The sequence below is a fragment of the Bacillus sp. FJAT-42376 genome (assembly GCF_003816055.1).
Taxonomy (GTDB): domain Bacteria; phylum Bacillota; class Bacilli; order Bacillales; family Bacillaceae; genus Metabacillus_B.
The window spans coordinates 3,912,432-3,936,098 of sequence record NZ_CP033906.1; the positions used below are offsets into that span (position 1 = coordinate 3,912,432).

The 23,667-nt window shown below is 43.1% G+C and carries 18 protein-coding genes, 1 other RNA gene, 2 pseudogenes and 1 riboswitch; of the genes and pseudogenes, 6 read left to right on the forward strand and 15 right to left on the reverse strand.

Annotation, left to right across the window (positions count from 1 at the left end):
• Positions 1-195 precede the first annotated feature (195 nt).
• Positions 196-1,047 (reverse strand): NPCBM/NEW2 domain-containing protein, encoded by an 852-nt coding sequence (locus tag CEF21_RS19685; protein WP_123919336.1) that lies wholly within the window; start codon positions 1,045-1,047, stop codon positions 196-198.
• A 72-nt stretch (positions 1,048-1,119) separates the two neighbouring features.
• Positions 1,120-1,206: riboswitch (cyclic di-GMP riboswitch) on the reverse strand.
• A 496-nt stretch (positions 1,207-1,702) separates the two neighbouring features.
• Between CEF21_RS19685 and istA the strand changes: the two genes are divergently transcribed.
• From istA to CEF21_RS19710, 3 genes and pseudogenes are all read left to right on the forward strand, one after another.
• Positions 1,703-2,989 (forward strand): IS21 family transposase, encoded by a 1,287-nt coding sequence (gene istA, locus CEF21_RS19695; protein WP_123920439.1) that lies wholly within the window; start codon positions 1,703-1,705, stop codon positions 2,987-2,989.
• Entirely contained in the window at positions 2,986-3,744 is a 759-nt protein-coding gene (gene istB / locus CEF21_RS19700) for an IS21-like element helper ATPase IstB (protein ID WP_123919338.1), read from the forward strand. Before istA ends, istB begins: the two co-directional genes overlap by 4 nt.
• Positions 3,745-3,904: 160 nt before the next feature.
• Positions 3,905-5,053, forward strand: a pseudogene (locus CEF21_RS19710) (IS3 family transposase); the annotation flags it as partial.
• Between the two features lie 211 nt (positions 5,054-5,264).
• Here CEF21_RS19710 and CEF21_RS19715 read toward each other — a convergent pair.
• The 3 genes and pseudogenes from CEF21_RS19715 to CEF21_RS19725 all read right to left on the reverse strand — a co-directional run bounded on the left by CEF21_RS19715 (position 5,265) and on the right by CEF21_RS19725 (position 7,344).
• Positions 5,265-5,693 carry a hypothetical protein gene (locus CEF21_RS19715; protein WP_123919344.1) on the reverse strand — a complete coding sequence of 143 codons (429 nt, stop codon included), beginning with the start codon at positions 5,691-5,693 and terminating at the stop codon, positions 5,265-5,267.
• Positions 5,694-5,967: 274 nt separating this feature from the next.
• Positions 5,968-6,603 carry a hypothetical protein gene (locus CEF21_RS19720; protein ID WP_123919346.1) on the reverse strand — a complete coding sequence of 212 codons (636 nt, stop codon included), beginning with the start codon at positions 6,601-6,603 and terminating at the stop codon, positions 5,968-5,970.
• A 150-nt stretch (positions 6,604-6,753) separates the two neighbouring features.
• Positions 6,754-7,344: pseudogene (locus tag CEF21_RS19725) on the reverse strand (recombinase family protein).
• A gap of 236 nt (positions 7,345-7,580) precedes the next feature.
• Here CEF21_RS19725 and CEF21_RS21805 point away from each other — a divergent pair.
• Both CEF21_RS21805 and CEF21_RS19735 read left to right on the forward strand, forming a co-directional pair.
• Positions 7,581-7,748: an XF1762 family protein gene (locus tag CEF21_RS21805; RefSeq protein ID WP_346773377.1), complete on the forward strand. Its 168-nt coding sequence runs from the start codon at positions 7,581-7,583 to the stop codon at positions 7,746-7,748.
• Between the two features lie 435 nt (positions 7,749-8,183).
• Positions 8,184-9,221 carry a YHYH domain-containing protein gene (locus CEF21_RS19735; protein ID WP_123919348.1) on the forward strand — a complete coding sequence of 346 codons (1,038 nt, stop codon included), beginning with the start codon at positions 8,184-8,186 and terminating at the stop codon, positions 9,219-9,221.
• 536 nt (positions 9,222-9,757) lie between these two features.
• Here CEF21_RS19735 and ssrA read toward each other — a convergent pair.
• The 5 genes from ssrA to secG all read right to left on the reverse strand — a co-directional run bounded on the left by ssrA (position 9,758) and on the right by secG (position 14,713).
• Positions 9,758-10,122: a transfer-messenger RNA gene (ssrA, locus tag CEF21_RS19740) on the reverse strand.
• A 275-nt stretch (positions 10,123-10,397) separates the two neighbouring features.
• Positions 10,398-10,868 carry an SsrA-binding protein SmpB gene (smpB, locus tag CEF21_RS19745; protein ID WP_123919350.1) on the reverse strand — a complete coding sequence of 157 codons (471 nt, stop codon included), beginning with the start codon at positions 10,866-10,868 and terminating at the stop codon, positions 10,398-10,400.
• Positions 10,869-10,958: 90 nt separating this feature from the next.
• Positions 10,959-13,259, reverse strand: a complete 2,301-nt coding sequence (rnr, locus tag CEF21_RS19750) for a ribonuclease R (RefSeq protein ID WP_481747687.1) — start codon at positions 13,257-13,259, stop codon at positions 10,959-10,961.
• A 69-nt stretch (positions 13,260-13,328) separates the two neighbouring features.
• Positions 13,329-14,069, reverse strand: a complete 741-nt coding sequence (locus CEF21_RS19755; protein WP_123919354.1) for an alpha/beta hydrolase — start codon at positions 14,067-14,069, stop codon at positions 13,329-13,331.
• A 407-nt stretch (positions 14,070-14,476) separates the two neighbouring features.
• Positions 14,477-14,713, reverse strand: a complete 237-nt coding sequence (gene secG / locus CEF21_RS19760) for a preprotein translocase subunit SecG (protein WP_123919356.1) — start codon at positions 14,711-14,713, stop codon at positions 14,477-14,479.
• 245 nt (positions 14,714-14,958) lie between these two features.
• Between secG and CEF21_RS19765 the strand changes: the two genes are divergently transcribed.
• Positions 14,959-15,972 (forward strand): S66 family peptidase, encoded by a 1,014-nt coding sequence (locus CEF21_RS19765; protein WP_123919358.1) that lies wholly within the window; start codon positions 14,959-14,961, stop codon positions 15,970-15,972.
• Positions 15,973-16,021: 49 nt separating this feature from the next.
• Here CEF21_RS19765 and eno read toward each other — a convergent pair whose 3' ends face one another.
• From eno to CEF21_RS19795, 6 genes are all read right to left on the reverse strand, one after another.
• The gene (eno, locus tag CEF21_RS19770) at positions 16,022-17,317 is read right to left on the reverse strand and encodes a phosphopyruvate hydratase (RefSeq protein ID WP_123919360.1); all 1,296 of its coding nucleotides are present in this window, start codon (positions 17,315-17,317) and stop codon (positions 16,022-16,024) included.
• A gap of 129 nt (positions 17,318-17,446) precedes the next feature.
• Positions 17,447-18,976: a 2,3-bisphosphoglycerate-independent phosphoglycerate mutase gene (gene gpmI / locus CEF21_RS19775; RefSeq protein WP_123919362.1), complete on the reverse strand. Its 1,530-nt coding sequence runs from the start codon at positions 18,974-18,976 to the stop codon at positions 17,447-17,449.
• Positions 18,969-19,730: a triose-phosphate isomerase gene (gene tpiA / locus CEF21_RS19780; protein WP_123919364.1), complete on the reverse strand. Its 762-nt coding sequence runs from the start codon at positions 19,728-19,730 to the stop codon at positions 18,969-18,971. The genes gpmI and tpiA overlap by 8 nt, the downstream gene beginning before the upstream one ends.
• A 507-nt stretch (positions 19,731-20,237) precedes the next feature.
• A complete protein-coding gene (locus tag CEF21_RS19785) occupies positions 20,238-21,422 on the reverse strand; it encodes a phosphoglycerate kinase (protein WP_123919366.1) in 1,185 nt (394 codons plus the stop codon).
• 134 nt (positions 21,423-21,556) lie between these two features.
• A complete protein-coding gene (gap, locus tag CEF21_RS19790; RefSeq protein ID WP_123919368.1) occupies positions 21,557-22,564 on the reverse strand; it encodes a type I glyceraldehyde-3-phosphate dehydrogenase in 1,008 nt (335 codons plus the stop codon).
• Between the two features lie 49 nt (positions 22,565-22,613).
• Positions 22,614-23,630: a sugar-binding transcriptional regulator gene (locus tag CEF21_RS19795; RefSeq protein ID WP_123919370.1), complete on the reverse strand. Its 1,017-nt coding sequence runs from the start codon at positions 23,628-23,630 to the stop codon at positions 22,614-22,616.
• Between the last annotated feature and the right edge of the window lie 37 nt (positions 23,631-23,667).

The window sequence follows — 23,667 nt, forward strand, 5'->3', positions numbered from 1 at the left end:
CTGTATGTTTACTCTGATCTTTATAGGTTTGAGGCCGAGGTTTTTCATCATTTTTTAAAAGTCATTCCAAAATATTTCTTTAATATTTTCGTTAGGACTTTTGCATATATGAAGAAAAAATTTTAATCGTCCTCTAATTAGAGGATAATCATTTGTTCCCATAATAAAAAGCACCCCGAAGGATGCTTTTTTATCTTATTTTATAATTACATTAGCAAAATTGATAACTCCATTATCTATTTGACCATCTTCACAAGTAATTTTTAGCTTTTGTACATTCGTAACATCTAAATCTACTGAAGTTGGCAGGTCATCTTTAGCTAAATCATATGAAGCAAGTAATTTTTCATCTCCATAAATTTTGAAGTGATGGGATCCCCAGTTACTTCCATCCGCAAATCCTAGGAGACCTGTAATATGAGTATATTGTTTGTTTAAATTAAATACCATATATTCATCAATACCTGACCAGAACATACTATAACCTTTATTATAAGTTTTACCACCCATAGTCATTTCTTTATTTAATGAGGGTTCATATGTATAATTAAAAGGACTTATTACATCTGACATATATGTTGTGCCATTAGGATCAGTTCCTAAAAATACAGTATCGCTTTTTTTGTTATAAGAAGAATGGCTATTTATTAGATTTGCCATAAGATCGATTGGAGCATATCTAACACCTTTGAAACTTAATAATGCTGGGACAGAAGTTTTTCCATATTCATATGTTCCACTATGGACAAAACCTTGATACGCTAGTTTTGAACTTAAAGGAGTACCTGCATTTGCTTTGTATTTGCTAATATCCTTATCCTTTTGAGATATTTGAGATTTTAAGCTACCAACTTGCGTTTTATAGCTATTAATTTGTTTGTCTTTAGCAGCCAAAAGCTTTTTATTTGACGCAATTGTAGCCTGCAAAGATTTAATTTGCTTCTGCAAAGCAGAAACCGATACACTTGCTTCTGTTACATTTGTGGAAAAGAGTGTACCAATTACAAAAGCAAGTGCTAATAAAAATACCAGACTTCTTTTTCTCATTTACTGATCCCCCAGATTTTGAAATTTGGAAAACAAAAATAGACATATCGATTCCCGAATGTCTTTATACAGTCCGGTAGCTGGCTGGCATAATCATCTCTGACTTTAGCCCCTAAAGCTTTGCGTCCCAACCTTTCAATTGGTTTGCCTTTTTCAATCTTTATTCTATGGTTAGATTTTCCAAGTTTTATTATACAAGGGTATATTTCCTAATGCAACATAATTTAGTATATTATTCCTAAAAAGTAGTTATTCAGACATATTTATCGAGTAGGAAGGAGTGATTAACTCCCGACCTCTCACACCACCGTACGTACGGATCCGTATACGGCGGTTCAATTTTATTCTAGGCATTTACTTTCATATAGTGTTTCATTCCAGAGACTAGCCAGAATGCGGCTAGTCTTTTGTTTGTAATGGTTGTGGTTAATATCCACGAGTAAGCCGTGCGGGCCACCCCTTTGCTTGTGTGGCTGTTTTTGTATGCCTGATTACGGCTCATCCCCAGCTTGATTAAGTTCTTGCGGCGGTTTTTAGCTGTCTTCCACTTTTTCCAGATGCACATAGAAATGCTAATTTAAATATGTACAATCTTGCTTGAATAAAGATGTACAAAGCTGATCAATCATTTCATACTGTTTTAGAGGTGATTGATGTGTATCTGGCGCTTACGGTGGACACAGAATTTGAGATTACGAGTCTAAGAGACTTACCAAAATTCAAACAACTAATGGAGCATTTAAAAATGAAAATCAATAAGAGTAAACTGGCAGAAGAACTGGGTGTAGATCGCCGGACAGTGGATAAGTATCTGAATGGATTCATTCCAAAAAGAAAAAGAGAAAAGGCTTCTAAGATCGACAAGTTCTATCAAGTAATTGCGGCTCTCTTGTCAGAGGATTCCAAACAGGTTTTTTATTATCGCCGAGTCCTATGGCAATACCTGAAAGACAACCATGAGCTGGACTGTTCCACCTCAGCCTTTCGAGCTTACATCGCACGAACTCCAGAATTCAAAGCTTACTTTGAAGAGGCGAAGCGTCTTCCCTCTCCCAAAGGAACCGTCCGTTTCGAGACGCCGCCCGGCAAGCAGGCACAGCTTGACTGGAAAGAAAACATCCGTTTTGAAACAAAAGATGGAGAACAGGTGGAAATCAATGTAGCCGTCCTCCTCCTCTCCTATTCGAGATTCCGTACCTTTTACTTAAGTATATCCAAGTCTCAAAGTGTCCTTCTTTCCTTTCTGACAGAAACATTTGAAGCATTTGGAGGGGTGCCGAAGGAACTCGTGACGGATAACATGAAAACCGTGATGGATGAAGCGTGCACGGACTTCTTTTCAGGAAAAGTAAATACAAAATTTGACCAGTACGCCAAAGACATCGGCTTCAAAGTCAGACCATGCGTGGCTGGCCGGCCAAGGACAAAAGGGAAGGTTGAGGCCAGAATGAAATTACTGGATGAGATCCATGCCTACCAAGGGCAATTAACCTTAGAAGAACTGCATCGATTTGTGCAGGATCTTGCCCGGCGCATCAATCATGAGCTGCATCAGGGGACAGGCAAAATTCCGATTTTTGAATACAAAAAAGAAAGGAACCACTTACTCCAGCTACCAACTGAAAAAGTAAGAGATTCCTATCGAATCAAACATACGCTTGTAAAAGTCAATGCATCGAACATGATTTCCTACAAATCAAACCATTACTCCGTCCCATCGGAATACCAAGGCAAGAGAGTAGGATTACAAGTGTATGATGACCAATTATGGGTTTATTATAACACGAAACTCATAGCCCAACATCCGATTGGACAAGCCAAGCTTAACTATCAAGAAGAGCATTACAAAGAAGGATTGCAAGTTTCGGCCCCCTATTACCCTGAAATTGAGGAACTGGCTAAACAAAACTTAGCTGCCATTGGAGGGGTGTATAACGGATGAATGCCAATACGAATTACAAGCAGCTTCTGCAGAATCTGGACTACTTGAACCTGAACCAAATGGGGATTCATCTGGATGAAGTCATAGATTTTGGTGTTCGCAATCAGCTGTCGTTTATTGAAACCCTCCTTAAACTAACCAATTATGAGATTGATGTGCGAGAGAAAAACATGGTTCAGTCCATGGTTAAAGTGGCGGCCTTTCCACACTTAAAAGAAATCAAGGACTATGACTTTTCCTTTCAACCTTCGGTAAACCAGCAGCAGATTCTGGACTTTCTGACCCTGCGCTTTATTGAGCGAAACGAGAACATCGTCTTCTTAGGCCCCAGTGGGGTCGGCAAGACCCATTTAGCTACATCCATTGGAATTGTCGCAGCGAAAAAGCGGACGAGCACCTATTTCATAAAGTGCCATGATTTGATGCAGAATTTAAAGCGAGCACGCTTAGAGAACCGCCTGGAAAGCCGGATCAAACATTATGCAAAATACAAATTGTTGGTTATTGATGAGATTGGGTACCTGCCCATTGATCAGGAAGATGCCAAGCTGTTTTTCCAGCTTGTTGATCGCCGGTATGAAAGGCGGAGCACGATCTTTACAACGAACGTAAATTTTAAGACTTGGGACGAAGTGTTCCAAGACCCTAAACTTGCGAATACCATCCTAGACCGGATATTACACCACTCCACGGTCGTTAATATAGTGGGCCAATCTTACCGACTGAAGGATCATTTAGCGGCAGAAAAAGAATGATTTTGTACATCCTTAAACAAGCAAAAGTGTACATATTTGTGTTGACATTTACACCTAATGCTACTCTAAAAACTGGACACGGATAATAGGGAGAATACATGTATAATAATTGGTACATGTCATCCACATTTGAGGAGTGTTCAAATTGACAAAGTGAACGTACGATAAAGAATTTAAAATCCGTGCAGTCAAAATGACAGAGGGGCGGGTGAAAGCTGAAGTGGCCAGAGAGCTGGGCCTGGCAGAACAGACCCTGCATAACTGGATTAAGAAGTACGAAGAAAGTGATGAGAAAGGCTTTGTCGGGAGTGGGAATGTGAAGCCTGAAAATGAAGAGTCGCACCGCCTGAATAAAAGGATCCGTGATCTGGAAGAAGAGAAAGCCATTTTAAAAAAGGCTATGGGCATCTTCGCGAGAAACCCGAAGTAATCTTTTATTGATGAACACCGCCACGAGTTTCGTGTAGCGAAGATGTGCCAAGTCCTAGGTGTTTCAAGAAGCGGCTACTATGAATGGAAAAGCCGTGAGCAGTCTGAACAGAAAAAGCGCAGGGCAGCGCTGACCCAGAAAGTTCGTTTCGCCTTTTTCCAGTCCGATGAAAATTATGGAAGTCCCAAGATTACGCGAATGCTTTGGGCTGGAGGTGAACGTGTATCAGAAAAGACGGTTACACGAATTATGAAAGCGCAGGGGCTCCGGTCTAAAACCGTGAAGAAACATAAAGCGACAACTAATTCAAAACATCGGCTGCCGATTTATCCGAATCTGCTCAACCAACAATTTCAGGTGGACCACCCTAAACAGGTGTGGGTAGCGGATATCACGTACATCTGGACCCGTGAGGGATGGGTGTATCTCGCAACGGTTATGGATCTTTTCTCTCGTCGGATCATTGGCTGGCACATGAGTCATCGGATGACCAAAGAGCTTGTCATCACCGCCCTGAACCGCGCTCTGGCAGCTGTGCCCCCAAATCCCGGCATCGTGCATCATTCTGATCGAGGAAGCCGGTATGCGTCAAAAGAGTATCAAGCGATTTTACGAGCGAATGGGATGTACACGAGTATGAGCCGAAAAGGAAATTGTTACGACAACGCCTGTATTGAGTCTTTTCATGGTTTGATTAAGCGTGAACTAATCTTTCAAAGATCGTATGAAACAAGGGAAGAGGCCAAGCAAGAGATTTTTGAGTATTTGGTGCATTTTTATAATGCCAAACGTATTCACTCCGCCTGTGATTATATGTCTCCGCTTGAGTTTGAAAGGCAGTACTACAGAGAACAGGGAGGGCCTTATCTGTCCATTTGATAGATTTTCAGAGTCCCCTGAAAGTCTATCAAATGCCACTAAATGTACGCACAATAGAAAAAATCATCTTTTCTTCATTTTATGTGTCTAGTTTCTTGACAGAGTATCAGCTTCCTTAAAATTAGGCTTTAACGCATACCCCATATAATCATCTTCTCTAAACACACACATCCAATAAATCCCTTCATGAGCAACCATATTACGAATACCATTAAAGAGCTATATTAATTATATTAAGTGGTTGTCCATCCATTGCGTGGATCCCCGTTTTTAGCCTATTCTGGTCTTCTGAGTTAATGTAGTTAGAAAAAAAATCCCTAATAATTTTGTATTTATCAGTAATTGCTTTTTGATTAGTTGCCTTGTAGAGCGTTTCGATGGTCATAATCCAATACTGAACTTGAATACCGTCTAGTTTCGTGGATTGATCCAGTTTAAAAACATTGTCTGCCATTGATATTCCTCGTACTAGTTGATGCATAGCTCGTTTACTAACCAAGTCATGATGTTCACATAAGTAGATAAATTCCTCAGCCTCTTTCATGGTTTTAAAAAAGGGGTTAAAGAATGAAATATATACTGAGAAATTACACTTGAATGATTCAGCACTTAATCGTTTTCTTATGTCTTCGGGAATCATTTTTATCTCCTTTCAAAAAAGAATATCCATAGGTTCCTTTTTCCACAAACAATTCAAAAATTGTCTTACTTAAAGAGGATTCGTACAAATGCTCCATCTCCTTTCCAAATTGCTCGATTTAGCTGATGAACTTGTAGCGAATTCTACTTCGGATAAGCACCTAATAAAAGGCCGGGTACTGAAGATGTGGGTGTTTATCAAAGGTTAAATTATTAATTACATATAGGAAACACTCGACTATATAAGCCACGGCCAAATTGGCGCAGGGCTGTTTTTACTTTACATATCTAAGTATTTCAACGGCTGCCTTAATACGTTTATCTGGGTCGCTGGAGTGTAAAGCTTCATCCAAAACCTCCAGGGCTTTGTTTATAATGTCTTCCGGCACCTCACGTGGTATTTGCTGAGAAGGATGTTTTAAATCTGACTGAGAATCAATTAGGGCTTCTAATTCCGCATCTTCTAACGGATATTTAAAGCGCGTCACTGTACCTCGATGCCGGAGCAGTTCTTGAAGCTTAGTATTCAATTCATCGAACTTAACAACCGTGAGCGGCTTAAATTTCCGTTGGTGACACATTCCATCCTCGTTGTTATCGAATTCCTCAACGTACTCATATGCGCCAACTTCTACAATATGAACGTTATCTAGGTGACCATGGAATAGAGCGACAGCGCCCTCTTGCATGGTATCAACAAAAGCCCAAATGTTACCCAAGTCAACGCTGATAGTTCGTGGATTATCGTAGGTGTGGCCATAAGCTTCCTGTAGACGTATCCGGATTTCTTCTTTGGATACTCCTGCTAGGTTTCCTATGCGAGGCCACCCTATAGCGATGAATTTCCCTTGAATAAACTCATTTAACCTTACTGTACCATGGGGACGGGTTTTGATTTGAAAGATGTTCAATTCTAATCCTCCTTTTGCCTCACGCAACGTGACGCTTATTTAATTTTATAATACACCACTGTTTTATCGCTGTCAATCCCTAAGGTACGCTAACGCACACACTATATACCGATTTTTAGCAAAAAATAATGTTAAAACCCGGAAATTTGGTTAAGATGCATAGCAAAAAAAGAAGCTACCCTTCTGGTCAGCCCCTATTTTACGCTTCGCTCTTATCATGGTACTCTTAGAAATTCCCGTAAGATCCTGTACCTGTTTATACGAATACTCCCCCAACTAAGATAGAGCGTGGTCTATTTGCTTCCTCGTATACTTTGTGGGTCTACCTTCGCGGAAGTCCTCACGCTGCCGAGCAATCGCCTTTCCCTCTTGAGTTCTCTCCACAATCAAGTCCCGTTCGAACTCCGCAAACCCCGACATGATTGTAAAAATAAGGCGTCCGGTAGGCGTGTTCTCAATCAGCCCCATATTTAATACATGTACCTTTACGTCGCGATGAAATAGGTCCTTGACGATCGTTAGTGCCTCAGAAGTAGACCTAGCGAAACGGTCCAGCTTTGTTACCACAAGAATATCACCTCCCTTTAACTTGGACAGCAGCTCTTGAAACTGCGGACGATTCACCTTGGTTCCCGTGAACTTCTCCGAATATATTTTCTCACAGCCTTCAGATTTTAGCGTGTTCAATTGCATCTGCAAATCTTGGCCGACTGTCGATACCCTCGCATATCCATATTTCACAAAACCGCTCCCTTTTATCACTTTTTTTGACACTAATTTATGACACCGGCATATACCTTGATATTATTTCAACAGGAAAATAGTGTAAATACTCTTAAGTTTTGACACTAAAAAACCTCTAACCATATGGCTAAAGGCTTGGCACCAAACAAGAATTTAATGAACAAATCGGTTAGTATATAAACTTCGATGCATCGATGCACATATCAGATCGATAGAGTTTTTAATTGTAAAACATAAAAGAATTTAAAACTTTGTTTCATAGGCATCACACTGCACTTGCCGGGCATAAGCTATCTATTGCTATCACGGATGGAGATATAGTGGTAGGGGTTGTGATGGCTGGCCGTCCTGTATCCCGCTATCAAGATGATGGATTTACACTTGAAGTAACCAGGTGTTGAGTAAAAGAAGCATATAAAAACGGAGTTAGTAAACTGTACTCTGCAGCCTGTACAGCTGTTAAAGGTCTTGGATATAATCGAGTGATTACTTATACCCTCGATGAAGGCTTCCAACTTTGAAATAGTCAGAACTACCAAAGGGGGCTCTTGGAATTCTAATTCCAGAATAAGAGTAGATAAGCATCCTACCGGCCCTAAGTATCTATGGGTGAGAAATATCAGCTAATTACCTATGAAAGAGGAGAATTCTAAAGTAGAGAAAACATGATACGAGAAATATATATAAAACGTCTAAACCCCTTATTTTGGGGATTAGACATTTTTTCACTTCAAGGTGCCAGCCATACACGCACATGTGTATAAATGTGGATATTCGCCGATATAAAAGATGATAAGTTTGACTGTAATGAACTGAAGTAAAGCTGGAGGAAAAGTATGAAATTTAGAGCGTATATATTGATTCTATTTAGCTTGTTTTTAATATCCTATAGTTCAACTGACGTAAGTGCTCACAGTGGTAGGACTAACTCTTCTGGATGTCATAATAATCGTTCTACCGGTGGGTATCATTGCCATGGTGGCTACGGAGATACAACTTCAAATGGAAGAAGTACAGTAGAGTCTTATAAAGATAGTGACCTTAACGGGGAAAATGATTCTTATCAGGACCTACAGGAAATTGGTATTAATATAGAGAACATGGGCCTTAAAGATGGGGAGCAAGATGCTGAACATGGTTCCTTCCAAGAAAATCCAAAACCTCCCGGAGAATTAAGCAATGCAGAATATGGATGGTACAAAGAGGGGTACAAAAAAGGGTATAAAACTAAAATAGATGGTATAGCCTATGAACAAGGATACCAAAAAGGACTTGGTTTTAAGAGTAAAATCACACCTGAGAAATTTGCCATTACATCAAAGGCGAAAGCCAAATTTAACAGTGGATATTTAAAAGGGCAGACAGAAAAATGGATATATACTGCTAAACTAGCAGCATCTGAATCAAAGCCGCTATCCTTACCAAAAGACCTGCCAAGAGATGTAACCAATTTGGCTAAAGACGCATACGAAAAAAGGCTTTCAAATATAAAGAAAGAAGAAGAAGCTTATCAAGAAGGGTTATCTTCTGCTCGAAAAGAGGAAGATTACTCAGTTCCCACCAAATACGAAGGGCTTTCAGCTCTCTATTATCAAAAAGGGTATTACACTATCTTTAATCAACTAATAAATATTAAGAATACAGCTCTAAAAGAAGGGTGGTCAGGGGAAAAATATAAAGTACCAAGTGCAGCAGAAGAATATAATTTACAATACATCTATCAAAAATATTATGAAGAGGGTAAAAGAAAAAAGATTATAGATAAAATTTACCAAGTTGGAATGATATTTTTAATTTTAGCATGCTTTCTTTTTATTGTTTTCATCACTTATAAAATTCAGGAAAAAATAAAGCAGAAAAATGCTTTAAAGTAATATATTATGCAAAACAAAAGCCATGTAGTTTACGCTACATGGCTCCCCGTACGATAGCTTCTCACACTCAACACCAAAAACTAAATAAAGAGAAGATTAACATCTTCAAAGAAATAGTATCAAATTCCCCCAAAAATTTCAATTTAGTCCTGGAAATAGAAAAACCATACATAGAACTTCTATGTATAAACTTTGATCTTATATTAGGGACTGTTTTAAAAGTGCATTTTATAGCGTACTTTTAGGCACACTTATATACCTAAACTTTATCTAAACAAAAAAGCATGATTGGTTAATTGACCAATCATGCTTTTTTTAATTATTTAAATTTAAGTATATTTTTCCCCGAAGTTTTTTGAACCATAAAAATGCCTACTCAGCAATATTATGATTCAAGTCACAGAACCGTTTCTAGAATGAAAAAAAGCTATTTAAAGCATATAAATGTCACTGTTTTTTTAAAGCATAATCATGTAAAAAGACCTTTTTACAATTTAAGGTACATACATAAAAACTAAAACCACCAAAGTATGTATTGGTGGAGACGGTGGGAGTCGAACCCACGTCCAGAAATATCGGCACTTAAGCGTCTACGAGCGTAGCTGGGATATTCGGAGTTCGCTGTGCCGTATGCCTACCAGCAGGCGTCAGGACAGCTAGTCTGCTTGTTCTCTTCCTTCTCCCTCAGACGGCGAGATCCGGCGTAGCCCACTTAGAGTGAGTCCCTTACCCTACCACATGGGCGATGGAGGGAGGAACCGCTATAGTCTGTTGTTACGCAGCTAGAGCGAAGTTGTTGTTAGTTTTGCCAGTTATTATTGGCGTTGGCGTTATTAGCGAGATCGCCGACTCGGCTCGCAACCTAAGCTCGAACTATCCCTGTCGAATCCGTAACGTCCCCATGATAAGAGTAAAAGCCTTTAGGCTTTTATCCCATAGGATTACGGGAAGTCTGTTCAGGTCCTGGTGAAAGTCTGGCCGTCACAGAACAGGTGATAAGATAAGCTGTTGCTTATTCAGTTATCATCGGTACAAGTTCTATTATAACAAATCTCACACATAAAGCAATTGTAAAATAATGTTTATCTTCTGCTTGTGCGGAAAACGAATACGGCACTGAAAATCAAAACAGCCGCTATACCAAAGTATACCCAGGACACTAGAATCACACTCTCATTAGAAGTCTTTTTGGCGGTCGCGGAATGCGCGCTCAATGTCTCGTTTTGCCTCTTTTTTCTTCAAATCTTCCCGCTTGTCATATTTCTTTTTCCCTTTTCCGAGACCAATTAAAACCTTTGCGAACCCGTTTTTCAAATAAATTTTTAATGGAACGAGCGCATAGCCTTCTTCTTTCGTCAGTCCGATCAGTTTGCTGATCTCACCTTTATGAAGAAGCAGCTTCCGTGTCCGGAGCGGATCATGGTTGTATCGGTTTCCCTGTTCATACGGACTGACGTGCATATTGTGAACAAACAGCTCGCCTGCCTGAATCCGGGCGAACGAATCCTTTAAATTGACTCTTCCGGCACGAATTGCCTTAATCTCGGTTCCTTGAAGAACAATCCCTGCTTCGTACGTATCTTCTATTGAATAATCGTGATTGGCTTTTTTATTTTGCGCCAATACTTTTCCTGTTCCTTTTGGCATGTGAAACCCCTCTCAAACATCTCTATTCTCTCTATTTTACCACGGGTGAAATGAAGCGGGAAGGGCGATGCATCGCACCGCCCTTATCCGTTACCGCTTCTTTTTCTTGCGCTTTGCTTTCGGTGCATTCTCGAATGTTTTTTTCTTTTTCTTCTTAGGGCCTCGGGTCGTCCAGCCGTCTTCCGCAGAGCCGCTTCGCTCACGGGGAGCCCCGCCTCTTGGCTTCGTCGTTTTCTTTCTTCCGCCCTGTCCCGCACTGATGGATTTAGGAGCATCCTTAACCGGACGTCTTCTTGTTCCCTTCATGCCGACAATTTCAAAATCAATGGCCCGTTCATCTTTATTGACGTTTACAACACGGACGGTAATTTCATCTCCTATCCGGTAAACGTTCGCCGTACGTTCGCCAATCATCGCATAGCTGCGCTCGTCATAGCGGTAGTAATCATCCGTCATATAACTCACATGGACAAGGCCCTCAATGGTATTCGGAAGCTCAATGAACATACCGAAATTCGTGACAGAGCTGATAATTCCATCATACTCTTCTCCGATTTTATCCATCATGTACTCCGATTTTTTGAGATCATCGGTTTCACGCTCTGCTTCAACAGCACGGCGTTCCATGTTAGAGGCCTGCTCCGCAATGTTCGGAAGTTTTTCCGCCCACTTTTGCTTTGTTCCTTCATCGGTTTTCCCGTTTATCAAATAAGTCCGGATCAGCCGGTGAACAATTAAATCCGGATAACGGCGGATTGGCGATGTAAAATGAGTATAGAACTCGGTTGCCAGTCCAAAGTGGCCAAGACTTTCCGGATCATATTTCGCCTGCTTCATAGAGCGAAGCATAACCGTTGAAACCACCATTTCCTCCGGCTGCCCCTGAACCTCTTCTAAAATCTGCTGAAGGGCGCGCGGATGAATCTCATTCCCGGTCCCTTTTACGCTGTAGCCGAAGTTTGTAATAAATTCAAGGAAGCGCTGCAGCTTGCCTTCATTTGGGTCTTCATGAATCCGGTAAATGAAAGGAACCTTCATCCAATGGAAATGCTCAGCTACCGTTTCATTGGCCAGAAGCATGAACTCTTCAATCAGTCTTTCGGCAACCCCGCGCTCACGAAGCTCAACATCATATGGCTTGCCGTCTTTATCAACCAGCACTTTCGCTTCTTTAAAATCAAAATCAATCGCACCGCGGTTCATCCGTTTCGTTCTCAGAACCTGTGCCAGCTCCCCCATTCTTTCGAACATTGGCACGAGCGGCTCATACTTTTCACGAACCTTCTCATCCTGGGCAAGGATGCTGTTCACATCGGTATAGGTCATACGCTCCGTAGTCTTAATGACACTTTGGAAGATTTCGTGATTCACGACTTCCCCGTTTTGATCGACTTCCATCTCACAGGAAAGGGTTAGCCGGTCCACTTTTGGATTCAATGAACAAAGACCATTGGATAACCGATGAGGAATCATTGGAATCACACGGTCTACCAAATAAACACTCGTTCCGCGGTCCAGCGCTTCTATATCAATCGGTGAATCTTCGGTTACATAATGGCTGACATCGGCAATATGGACGCCCAGCTTATAATGGCCGTTTTCAAGTTTAGTAACGGTTACGGCATCATCCAAATCCTTTGCGTCCGCGCCATCAATCGTTACAATCGTTTCATTTCTAAGGTCACGGCGATCCTTGTAGTCCGCTTCATCAATTTGATCAGGGACATCATTTGCCTGCTTCAAAACATCCGGTGAGAAGCCTCCTGGAAGCCCGTGCTTATGAATAACGGATAGAATATCTACTCCGGGATCATTTTTATGGCCGAGGATTTGAATGACTTCCCCTTCAGCACTCATTCTTCCTTCCGGATAGGTTGTAATTTTGACGACCACCTTATGGCCTTCCACCGCTCCATTGGAAGCATCTCTAGGGATGAAGATATCATTGGCAATTTTCTTGTCATCCGCAATCACAAAACCGAAGTTCTTGCTCTCTGTATACGTTCCGACAACCTCTTTCATGCCGCGGTCCAAGATCCGGATGATGGTCCCTTCTTTTCTTGCGCCTGATGAATTGGAGCTGACCCGGACCAGCACAATATCGCCGTGCATCGCATTTCCTAATTCGTTTGGCGGTATAAAGATATCATCATCTGCGGGATCATCTGTAACAGCAAAGGCAAATCCCTTTGCATGACCGGACAATTTCGCTTTTACTAAGTTCATTTTTTCCGGGAGACCATAGCGGTTGCTTCGCGTCCGGACAACCAGCCCCTGTTCTTCCATATGAACGAGGGCTTTAACGAAATCTCTGAACACATCCGCTTCCCCTACTCCAAAGGCATCCTCAAGCTCCTGAATTGTAAGCGGCTTGTAGGCTTCATCCCGCATAAACGAAAGCAGGCGGTCAACGTGTTTCTGTATATCCTGGTTCAATTCAATCCCTCCTTCTGTTTCGGCTTACCAGTCCAGCTTTTCTAAAAACTCATACACATCCTGGTGAACCTGATCTTTTTCTTTATCAAGGGTTATCACGTGGCCGGAATTTTCGTACCACTTTAATTGTTTAACATCCGACTCCACTTCATCATGAATAATGTTTGCACTATCTGTATTAATCATGTGGTCATGGCGTGCCTGAACAACGAAAGTCGGTGAATAAATCATATCAACATTCTTGCGGACATCGGCGATCAGTTCCTGCAAGCTTTTCAGTGTCCCCATTGGGGTCTTTTCAAACTCTTTCATTTCCTGCTCGATTTGATCAGGCTTCTTCTCTTCAAACTTTTTATAATTGCGTGCGTACTCCAGTACACCCTGATACATAATTTCTTCACTCTTTATGTACATTGGTGCACACATGGTCACGATACCCTTTACTGGTACAGTGTAACCCAGTTTAAGCGAAAATACCCCGCCAAGGGATAAACCGCCAACCGCAATTTGTTCATAGCCTTTTTCTTTGAGGAACTCATAGCCTTCCATAACGTCCTTCCACCAGTCCTCAGGTCCCGTATGAACAAGTTCTTCTGGAGGCACTCCATGCCCTTTATATTGAGGCGCATGGCAAGTGTATCCCCGCTCATTCAAATAACGTCCAAGCATACGCACATCCGCTGTATTTCCTGTGAATCCATGCAAAAGCAGCACGGCTTTTTCTCCGCCTTCAAAGAAAAAAGGCTTTGGCATCACTTTTCTCATCGCTGAATCTCCTTCTCTGCTTGTTGTCAATATCACCTGAAAAATCTTATATGTATTTTCCCTTAACTCCCTCATTTCTATTTAAACAAACGTTTGCGGAAAAGAAAAGCGGAAGGGCGCTCCCGCCGGTTGCTCTGCCGCCCTAATGGAGTTAAGGAGCGCATGTACTCTTTTTTGGGAGGCTAAAAAAGCCCAGCTGTCTGGCACAAGCGATATATCGGCGATTTTTTAAAATATCGACGAAAATCACATTATATCGGCGATTTTTTCATTATATCGGCGATATTTTGATTATATCGGCGAAAAACAACTTGAAATCGATTTTTCGGGAAATCTCGACAGCCTCTGCAGGGAACTTCAAAGAAACCAAATAAAAAAGAGGCCTGCATTCAGACCTCTACCGCATCTTATAGGTTAAAGTAGGAAATCGCAATCGTCAGGACAAAAAACAGCACAGCGAGAACAACCGTAATTCGATGCAGAATCAAGTCGAGGCCGCGGGCTTTTTGTTTTCCGAAAAGCTGCTCCGCTCCGCCTGAGATTGCTCCGGATAATCCGGTGCTTTTGCTGGATTGCAGCAATACTACTGTAATAAGTGCAAGGCATGTAATAATCAACAGAACAATAAGTAACGTATGAAGCATGTATTACACCTCCTGGAACGCGTTTGCATTGGTTTAAATGTACCATATGGGACGGGCGAAAACAATAGTGCTTGTCTGCATGAGTCAATTTTTTCTAACCCCTGATGATCATGGGGCTCAAACACATCGTTGCGGGCAATTACGGCCAATCAATTGTTTGTCAATTAAGGTTAAGTCGACTAATTTCGACAACACCCTCCCTTCCTGTTCCAGTAAAATATCAGTCATTAAGGAGATGAAGTGACATGATACGATACCCGCAATTGAAAAACGGAGCGTGCATTGGCATAACAGCCCCCTCCTCAGGTGTACCAAAAGAGCTTCATGAGTTAGTGAGACTTGCTTCAAGCAGTATGGAGAGGAAAGGCTTCAGCGTCGCAGCTGGAGAAACTGTATGGACACAGGAGAAAGCAAAATCCGCACCGGCAAAGATTAGAGCAGCTGAATTCAGCGAGATGATGCAGAACACAAGCATAGACCTGATCATCCCTCCATGGGGCGGAGAGCTCCTGATTGAAATTCTCGAACACATTGATTTTGAACAAATAGCACCTAAATGGATACTCGGGTATTCAGATTTAAGTGTACTGCTGCTGGCTATTACATTGAAGACTGGAATTGCCACTGCGCATGGAACCAATCTTATCGATTTAAGAGGAGACTATTCGGATGACACCACTGCCATGTGGGAAACTGTCTTAGCAGCAAATCAAGGAGACTCTGTCATCCAGCATTCATCAGTAAATTTTCAAAGAAAGTGGGATCATTCCAACCCATCACCGTGTGTCTTTCATCTGAATGAACCGACTGAGTGGAAAACGGTTTCCAACACTGCTGAAAAAGTACAGGGACGCCTGCTTGGAGGGTGCATTGATGTCATCCGGCACTTAGTGGGTACACCATATGGAGACTTGACTTATTTTCGGGAACAGATTAATGAGGAACCGATTTTGTGGTACTTGGAGAATTGTGAACTCAGCACACCGGATTTACGAAGATCGCTCGTTCAAATGAAACTGGCAGGGTGGTTAGATCACTGTTCCGGCATATTGTTCGGCAGAAGCGCAGCCAATGAGCCTGTCGATGGCTATACTGCCGAGGATGTCTATCAGGAGCTTTCAGCAGAACTGAAAGTACCGGTTATCTATGATATCGACTGCGGACATGTCCCTCCGCAAATTACCTTTGTAAACGGGGCTTACGCCGAGGTCGAAGCAAGCAATGGCAAAGGAACCATCATGCAGGTATTCAAACCATAAAGAAAGCCCCCTATCAACTGATAGAGGGCTTTCTATTCATTCACAAACCTTATTTTTTAAGGTTGTAGAAAGAGCTGATTCCGTCGTATACAGCAAGACCGCCAAGCTCGTCTTCGATGCGAAGAAGCTGGTTGTATTTTGCGATACGGTCCGTACGGCTCATAGAACCTGTTTTGATTTGGCCAGCGTTTGTTGCAACAGCGATGTCAGCGATTGTAGCATCTTCTGTTTCACCTGAACGGTGGGAAACAACAGCTGTGTAGCCAGCACGTTTTGCCATTTCGATTGCTTCAAATGTTTCTGTAAGCGTACCGATTTGGTTCACTTTGATTAGGATGGAGTTACCTACACCTTGCTCAATTCCTTGAGCCAGTTTTTTCGTGTTTGTTACGAATAGGTCATCTCCAACCAATTGTACTTTTCCGCCGATGCGGTCAGTAAGAAGTTTGTGTCCATCCCAGTCGTTTTCGTCAAGTCCATCTTCAATGGAAAGGATCGGGAATTCGTTCACAAGCTGCTCGTAGAAATCAACCATTTCAGCTGAAGACAATCCGTTGCGGCCTTCGCCTGCAAGATCGTATTTGCCAGTTTCTTTGTTGTAGAATTCAGAAGAAGCAACGTCCATACCAAGCATGATGTCTTTGCCAGCTTCGTAGCCAGCTTTCGTGATGGCTTCAACGATTACTTCAAGAGCTTCACGGTTAGAACCAAGGTTTGGAGCGAATCCGCCTTCGTCACCAACAGCTGTGTTAAGACCTTTTGCTTTTAGTACTGATTTAAGAGCATGGAATACTTCTGCTCCCATACGGATTGCTTCTTTGAAAGTAGGTGCTCCAACAGGAAGGATCATGAACTCCTGGAAGTCTACGTTGTTATCAGCATGAGATCCGCCGTTGATGATGTTCATCATTGGAGTTGGAAGCTGTTTCGCGTTGAATCCGCCAAGGTAACGGTAAAGCGGAAGACCAACGAAGTCTGCAGCTGCATGAGCAACAGCCATGGATACACCAAGGATTGCGTTAGCGCCCAATTTGCCTTTGTTTTCTGTTCCATCAAGCTCGATCATAATTGTGTCAATTCCAACCTGATCTGTTACGTCTAGACCGATGATTTCTTCAGCGATTACGTTGTTTACGTTCTCTACTGCTTGAAGTACGCCTTTTCCAAGGTAACGGTCTTTGTCACCGTCGCGAAGTTCTACTGCTTCGTGTTCACCAGTAGAAGCACCGCTTGGTACTAGTGCGCGTCCGAAAGCGCCTGATTCTGTGTAAACTTCTACTTCAACTGTTGGGTTTCCGCGGGAGTCAAGGACTTCACGTGCATATACATCAACAATAGCTGGCATTTAATTTCTCTCCTTTGAGTTAAAAAATTTTATTGGTTTAAAGTTGGCTGCTGATTTTCGCTTCAGGCATTTGCTTTCCGCTCCAATCAACTGGTGTTAAAAATCAACACCATGCTTTGAACAAAGCTTTTATTTAATTAAAGATTTACCTGTCATTTCTTCCGGCTGATCCACTTCAAGCAGATCAAGCATCGTTGGAGCAAGATCTCCAAGGATTCCGCCTTCGCGCAGCTCCAAACCTTGTTTCGTTACGATAACAGGAACAGGGTTGGTTGTGTGAGCTGTATGAGGCTCTCCGTTTTCTGCGATCAGGATATCCGCATTTCCGTGGTCCGCTGTAATAATAGCGGTGCCGCCTTTTTCAAGGATGGCATCGACTACTTTACCGAGGCATTCATCAACGGCTTCGATTGCTTTAATCGTAGGCTCCACTTTACCTGAATGGCCGACCATATCAGGGTTGGCAAAGTTCAGAATAATAGCATCCTGCTTATCGCCGTGAATCTCGTCAAGTAAAGCATCGGCTACTTCATACGCACTCATCTCCGGCTTCAGGTCATAGGTTGCAACCTTCGGCGAGTCAATCAAAATGCGCTTTTCTCCCTCGAACTCCTCTTCACGTCCGCCGCTCATAAAGAACGTAACGTGAGGGTATTTCTCGGTTTCTGCGATACGCAGCTGTCTTAGGTTGTTCTGGGCAAGAACTTCCCCAATTGTATTATCCAGGTTTACTGGCTTGAATGCTACAAAACCTTTGACGGTCTCACTAAAGCGAGTCAGGCTGACAAAGTGAAGATTCTTAGGCGCTTTTTCACCGCGGTCAAATTCTCTGAAATCAGCGTTCGTAAAGGTATTGGAGATTTGAATCGCACGGTCAGGACGGAAGTTGTAGAAAATCACACTGTCATTGTCCTGAATCGTTCCAACCGGTGAGCCGTCTTCCTTCGTCATGACAGAAGGGATAACGAACTCATCGTGGATTCCATTTTCGTAAGAGTCTTTTACAAGCTCCATTGGATCACGGTAGTCAGGGCCTTCACCGTAAACCATGGCACGGTACGCTTTTTCCACACGGTCCCAGCGTTTGTCGCGGTCCATGGAATAATAGCGTCCAGAGATGGTTGCAAGCTCGCCGCCGTACTCTTCAAGTTTTTCCTGAAGGGCTTTAATATACTTTTCAGCTGTTTGAGGGCCGACGTCTCGTCCGTCAAGGAAGCCGTGAACGTATACTTTTTCAACGCCTTCAGATTTAGCAAGCTTAAGAAGGGCAAACAGGTGCTCAATGTGGCTGTGAACTCCGCCATCTGACAGAAGACCTGCCAGGTGAAGAGCTGTGCCATTTTTCTTCACGCTGTCCATCGCATCAAGGAAGGTCTGGTTCTTTTCGAACTCGCCTTCACGGATTGCCACGTTTACACGCGTTAAGCTTTGGTAGACAATTCGTCCCGCTCCGATATTCAAATGTCCTACTTCAGAGTTCCCCATTTGGCCGTCCGGAAGGCCAACTGCTTCACCGCTTGCGGTAAGAGTGGAATGCGGGTATTGCTCCCAGTAACGGTCGAAATTCGGTTTCTTTGCTTGCGCAACAGCATTTCCTTCTGTCTCGCTGCGAAGTCCGAAACCGTCCAGGATAATTAGAGCTACGGGTTTCTTACTCATTCTTTCCACCCTCTAGCAATTGAAGGAAAGATTGTGCTTCAAGGCTTGCTCCGCCGACTAGCGCGCCGTCAATATCGGATTGAGCCATGTATTCTTTAATGTTGGCAGGCTTTACGCTTCCGCCGTATTGAATGCGGACTGCATCTGCTGCTTCTTGTGAAAATTGTTCTGCTACCACTTTACGGATGTACGCACATACTTCGTTTGCATCCTCTGCAGATGAAGATTTGCCTGTTCCGATTGCCCAGATTGGCTCGTAAGCGATAACGGTTTGTTTAACCTGCTCTTCAGAAAGACCTGCAAGAGCTGCTTTTACCTGGCTTCCAACAAGCTCGTTTGTTTTTCCGGATTCACGCTCTTCAAGCGTTTCTCCGCAGCAAACGATTGGAGTTAAACCATGTTTGAATGCAGCAGCTGTCTTTTTGTTCACAGTTTCGTCTGTTTCAGCGAACATTTCACGGCGCTCGGAGTGTCCGAGAACCACGTATTCTACACCAAGATCTTTAAGTGCAACCGGGCTTACTTCTCCAGTAAAAGCACCGTTTTCTTCGAAGTGCATGTTTTGCGCACCGATTTTAAGATCTGTTCCTTTTGCAATCTCAACTAGACGATCAAGGAATAGAGCCGGTGAGCATACCACTGCATCCACTTGTTCAGATGAAGGAACGAGGCTTTTTACTTCTTCAGCAAAGCTTTTCGCTTCTGCCATTGTTTTGTTCATTTTCCAGTTACCTGCAATGATCGGTTTTCTCATAGCTAAGCCGTCCTTTCATGTTAAAAGGTCATAAGGCTGCGCACACAGCCTTCTTGCTTTGTTAATTAGCTGTTGATTTCTGCTTCAGGCGTTCGCTTTCCGCGGGGCGGGCGGTGAGCCTCCTCGCGGCTTCGCCACTGCGGGGTCTCACCTGTCCCGCTGCTCCCGCAGGAGTCTCACGCCTTCCGCTCCAATCAACAGGTGTTCAAATCAAACCCATGATTTAACAAAGCCTACTTTTCAAAAGTTACAGAAGGTTTGTAGAGGCCTGCAGATACAGGTCAGTTCTGCGCTGCGGCAGGACGCCGCGCTTTTAGCAGAACTTCCTTAATCCAAGGCGCTTACGCTTTTCAACATCGGTATTTTTTTATACCGGGTATACGTTGTCTAGCTCCAGCGCCTAGGCCCTCGAGGTCATAAGCCACTCAACCTACGGAAGGAAAGAACGCCTTCCTTCGGCTGATTGTCTTATGCTTGTCGGGCCTGTGCAAGGCGCTTACGCTTTTCTTATTTATCGTTAAGTGCCACTACTCCAGGAAGTTCTTTGCCTTCCATGAATTCAAGGGAAGCACCGCCGCCTGTTGAGATGTGATCCATTTTGTCTGCAAGACCGAACTTCTCAACTGCTGCAGCGGAGTCTCCTCCTCCGATGACCGAATATGTATCGTCAGCTTCTGCAAGAGCCTCGGCCACTGCTTTCGTACCGTGGGAGAATGGTTCAAGTTCGAATACTCCAAGCGGTCCGTTCCAGATCACAAGCTTTGATTTCTTGATGACGTCAGCATAAATCTCGCGGGATTTAGGTCCGGCATCAAGGCCTTCCCAGTCTTCCGGGATGTTATCGATTGAAACGACTTGTGTGTTGGCATCTTTAGAGAAATCATCTCCAACAACGATGTCCACTGGCATGTAGAAGTTTACGCCGTTTGCTTTTGCTTTTTCCATGAAGGATTTAGCCAAATCCACTTTATCTTCTTCAAGAAGGGATTTTCCAACACCATGTCCAAGGGCTTTGATGAACGTATAAGCCAAACCGCCGCCGATGATCAGGTTGTCCACTTTGTCAAGAAGGTGATCAATGACACCAATCTTGTCTTTTACTTTTGCTCCGCCGATGATGGCCGTGAATGGGCGTTCCGGATCAGATAGCGCTTTTCCAAGTACATCCAATTCTTTTTCCATAAGGAAACCGGAAACAGCCGGAAGGTGCTCAGCGATTCCTGCTGTAGATGCGTGTGCACGGTGTGCAGCACCGAATGCGTCATTTACATAAACATCCGCAAGCTCTGCGAATGCTTTTGACAATTCTGCATCGTTTTTCTCTTCTCCAGGGTAGAAACGCACGTTTTCAAGAAGAAGCACATCGCCATTTTCAAGCTTAGCAATTTCTTCTTTCACGCTTTCGCCATAAGCTTCGTCAGTTTTAACGACACTTTTGCCAAGAAGCTCTTGAAGGCGCTCTGCAACCGCATTTAGACGAAGTTCTTCCACAACCTGGCCTTTAGGACGTCCAAGATGGCTTGCAAGCAAAACTTTCGCTCCCTGCTCAACCATGTACTGGATTGTCGGAAGAGCCGCACGGATCCTCGTATCATCTGTCACTTTGCCTTCTTCCATCGGAACGTTGAAGTCAACGCGGCAGAATACAACCTTACCTTGAATCTCGATGTCTTTTAAAGATTTTTTGTTCATTTCAAAGGCCTCCTTCTTACGGATAAAAACCATAGAAAAAGGGAGGGGGAATTGCTGTAGATCCCCTTCCCCTTTTCCGATTTCATTATATCGTTTCTTCTTCGGTTCGTCCAAACGTAACCGAATCGGGTTTATTAAAGTCCTTTAGAAGCGATGTAGCCAACTAGGTCAACTACGCGGTTAGAGTATCCGCTCTCGTTGTCGTACCAAGAGATAACTTTAACCATGCTGCCTTCCATAACCATTGTGGAAAGAGCGTCGATTGTTGAAGAGTTGATGTTTCCGTTGTAATCACCGGATACAAGAGGCTCTTCGCTGTAGCCAAGAATTCCTTTAAGATCGCCTTCAGCCGCTTCTTTAAGAGCTGCGTTCACTTCGTCAGCTGTTACATCTTTATCAAGCTCAGCAACAAGGTCAACTAGAGAAACGTTTGGAGTTGGAACGCGCATTGCTCCGCCGTTTAGTTTGCCTTTAAGTTCAGGAAGAACAAGGGAAACAGCTTTAGCAGCACCTGTTGTAGTCGGGATGATGTTTTCAGCAGCTGCACGCGCACGACGGTAGTCTTTGTGCGGAAGATCAAGGATCTGCTGATCATTTGTGTAAGAGTGAACAGTTGTCATCATACCGCGTTTGATACCGAACTTGTCGTTCAATACTTTTGCGAATGGTGCAAGGCAGTTCGTTGTGCAAGATGCATTTGAAATAACATCGTGAGAAGCAGCATCGTATTTATCATGGTTAACACCCATAACGATTGTGATGTCTTCGTCTGTTGCAGGAGCTGAAATGATGACTTTTTTAGCGCCAGCTTCGATATGTTTCGCAGCGTCAGCACGTTTTGTGAAGAAACCAGTTGATTCAACAACTACTTCTACACCCATTTCTCCCCAAGAAAGTTTAGCAGGATCGCGCTCTGCAGTAACCTGGATTGTTTTACCGTCCACGATTAGGTTGTTGCCGTCTACAGATACTTCTGCGTCAAGCTTACCGTGTACAGAGTCATATTTTAGTAGGTGAGCAAGCATGTTAGCGTCAGTTAGATCGTTTACTGCTACTACCTCTACGTTTGAATTTTTCAAAGCTGCGCGGAAAACGTTACGTCCGATACGTCCGAAACCGTTAATACCAATTTTAGTTGCCATGAATGTTTCCTCCTTTTAAAGTGAGAAATATTTTTATATTTAGGGACTGTTAATCCCTTAATAACTCTTTTGCTGCACCTTCATCCGTCACAAGAATGGAATCCAGCGACTGTTTCATGTAAGCGTGAATGGCTTTTGCCTTGGATGAACCTCCGGCAACAGCAATCACATTCTTCAGATTCGCCAGGTCATCCAGCTGTATGCCCACTGTATGAACCTTGTGAACCATCTTGCCTGTTTCATCAAAATAATAGCCGAATGCTTCTGCCACTGCTTCGCCATGTTCAATTTTCTCCATGTCAAAAGCAGCAGTTTTCCGCCGTTCTGCCATTGTCATAGCATCCCCTATTCCATGAACAACCATACTAGAAGACTTGATGATTTTCAAAAGTTCTTTAATAGAAGGTTCTTCTGTTAAAGACTGCCAGGCTTCCGCACTTAATTGGTCAGGAACATGAAGGAGCCGGTAATTTCCCATTGCGCGCTCTGCCATTTTCGCGCAAATCGTATTCGCTTGATTTTCCACATTCTCGCCGAGTCCCCCTCTTGCAGGAACGAAAAGCAAGTCGCGGTTTGTATCAGGTGTCATCATTTCTGCTACTGCAGCAAGGGTAGTACCCCCGGTAACTGCGACTGTATCGCCGCCGGAGAGATGTTCTTTTATGCAGGTGACACAAGCACGCCCCATCTCTTTTTTCACCCAGGAAGATTGATCACTGTCTCCAGAAACGACAATCACCCGTTTTAGATTTAATCTCTCTTTTAGTTTATTTTCCATAAGAGTGAGACCTAAAACATCCTTCATCATTTCTTCCAGGGTTTTCAGAAGCTTGGAACCGGCCTCCGTCAGTGTCATGCCTGAAGTTTCGATTGCAATCAGATTCTGGTCTTTAAGGAACTGAACCTCTGCCCGTAAAACACGTTCACTGATGCCAAGGCTGATCGAAAGGCTTCTGCGTCCAATAGGCTGCATAAGTCGTATGTACTGCAAGACCTGATACCTTTTTTGCATAAGCTTGAGCAGATCGGGAACTAGTTTCTTTTGTACCTCTATCATTTCTCTCATCTGTGCGATCCTTTCAAACAAGACATCGGGACTTTTT

Bases quoted from the DNA above. Each gene is read 5' to 3' on its own strand.
- tpiA (WP_123919364.1), bottom strand. From the start codon at position 19,730: ATGAGAAAACCGATCATTGCAGGTAACTGGAAAATGAACAAAACAATG.
- CEF21_RS19795 (WP_123919370.1), bottom strand. From the start codon at position 23,630: ATGAGAGAAATGATAGAGGTACAAAAGAAACTAGTTCCCGATCTGCTC.
- CEF21_RS19765 (WP_123919358.1), top strand. From the start codon at position 14,959: ATGATACGATACCCGCAATTGAAAAACGGAGCGTGCATTGGCATAACA.
- gap (WP_123919368.1), bottom strand. From the start codon at position 22,564: ATGGCAACTAAAATTGGTATTAACGGTTTCGGACGTATCGGACGTAAC.
- CEF21_RS19685 (WP_123919336.1), bottom strand. From the start codon at position 1,047: ATGAGAAAAAGAAGTCTGGTATTTTTATTAGCACTTGCTTTTGTAATT.
- secG (WP_123919356.1), bottom strand. From the start codon at position 14,713: ATGCTTCATACGTTACTTATTGTTCTGTTGATTATTACATGCCTTGCA.
- CEF21_RS19715 (WP_123919344.1), bottom strand. From the start codon at position 5,693: ATGATTCCCGAAGACATAAGAAAACGATTAAGTGCTGAATCATTCAAG.
- CEF21_RS19755 (WP_123919354.1), bottom strand. From the start codon at position 14,069: ATGAGAAAAGTGATGCCAAAGCCTTTTTTCTTTGAAGGCGGAGAAAAA.
- CEF21_RS19785 (WP_123919366.1), bottom strand. From the start codon at position 21,422: ATGAACAAAAAATCTTTAAAAGACATCGAGATTCAAGGTAAGGTTGTA.
- istB (WP_123919338.1), top strand. From the start codon at position 2,986: ATGAATGCCAATACGAATTACAAGCAGCTTCTGCAGAATCTGGACTAC.
- CEF21_RS19735 (WP_123919348.1), top strand. From the start codon at position 8,184: ATGAAATTTAGAGCGTATATATTGATTCTATTTAGCTTGTTTTTAATA.
- gpmI (WP_123919362.1), bottom strand. From the start codon at position 18,976: ATGAGTAAGAAACCCGTAGCTCTAATTATCCTGGACGGTTTCGGACTT.
- smpB (WP_123919350.1), bottom strand. From the start codon at position 10,868: ATGCCAAAAGGAACAGGAAAAGTATTGGCGCAAAATAAAAAAGCCAAT.
- eno (WP_123919360.1), bottom strand. From the start codon at position 17,317: ATGCCAGCTATTGTTGATGTATATGCACGTGAAGTCCTTGACTCCCGC.
- rnr (WP_481747687.1), bottom strand. From the start codon at position 13,259: ATGCGGGATGAAGCCTACAAGCCGCTTACAATTCAGGAGCTTGAGGAT.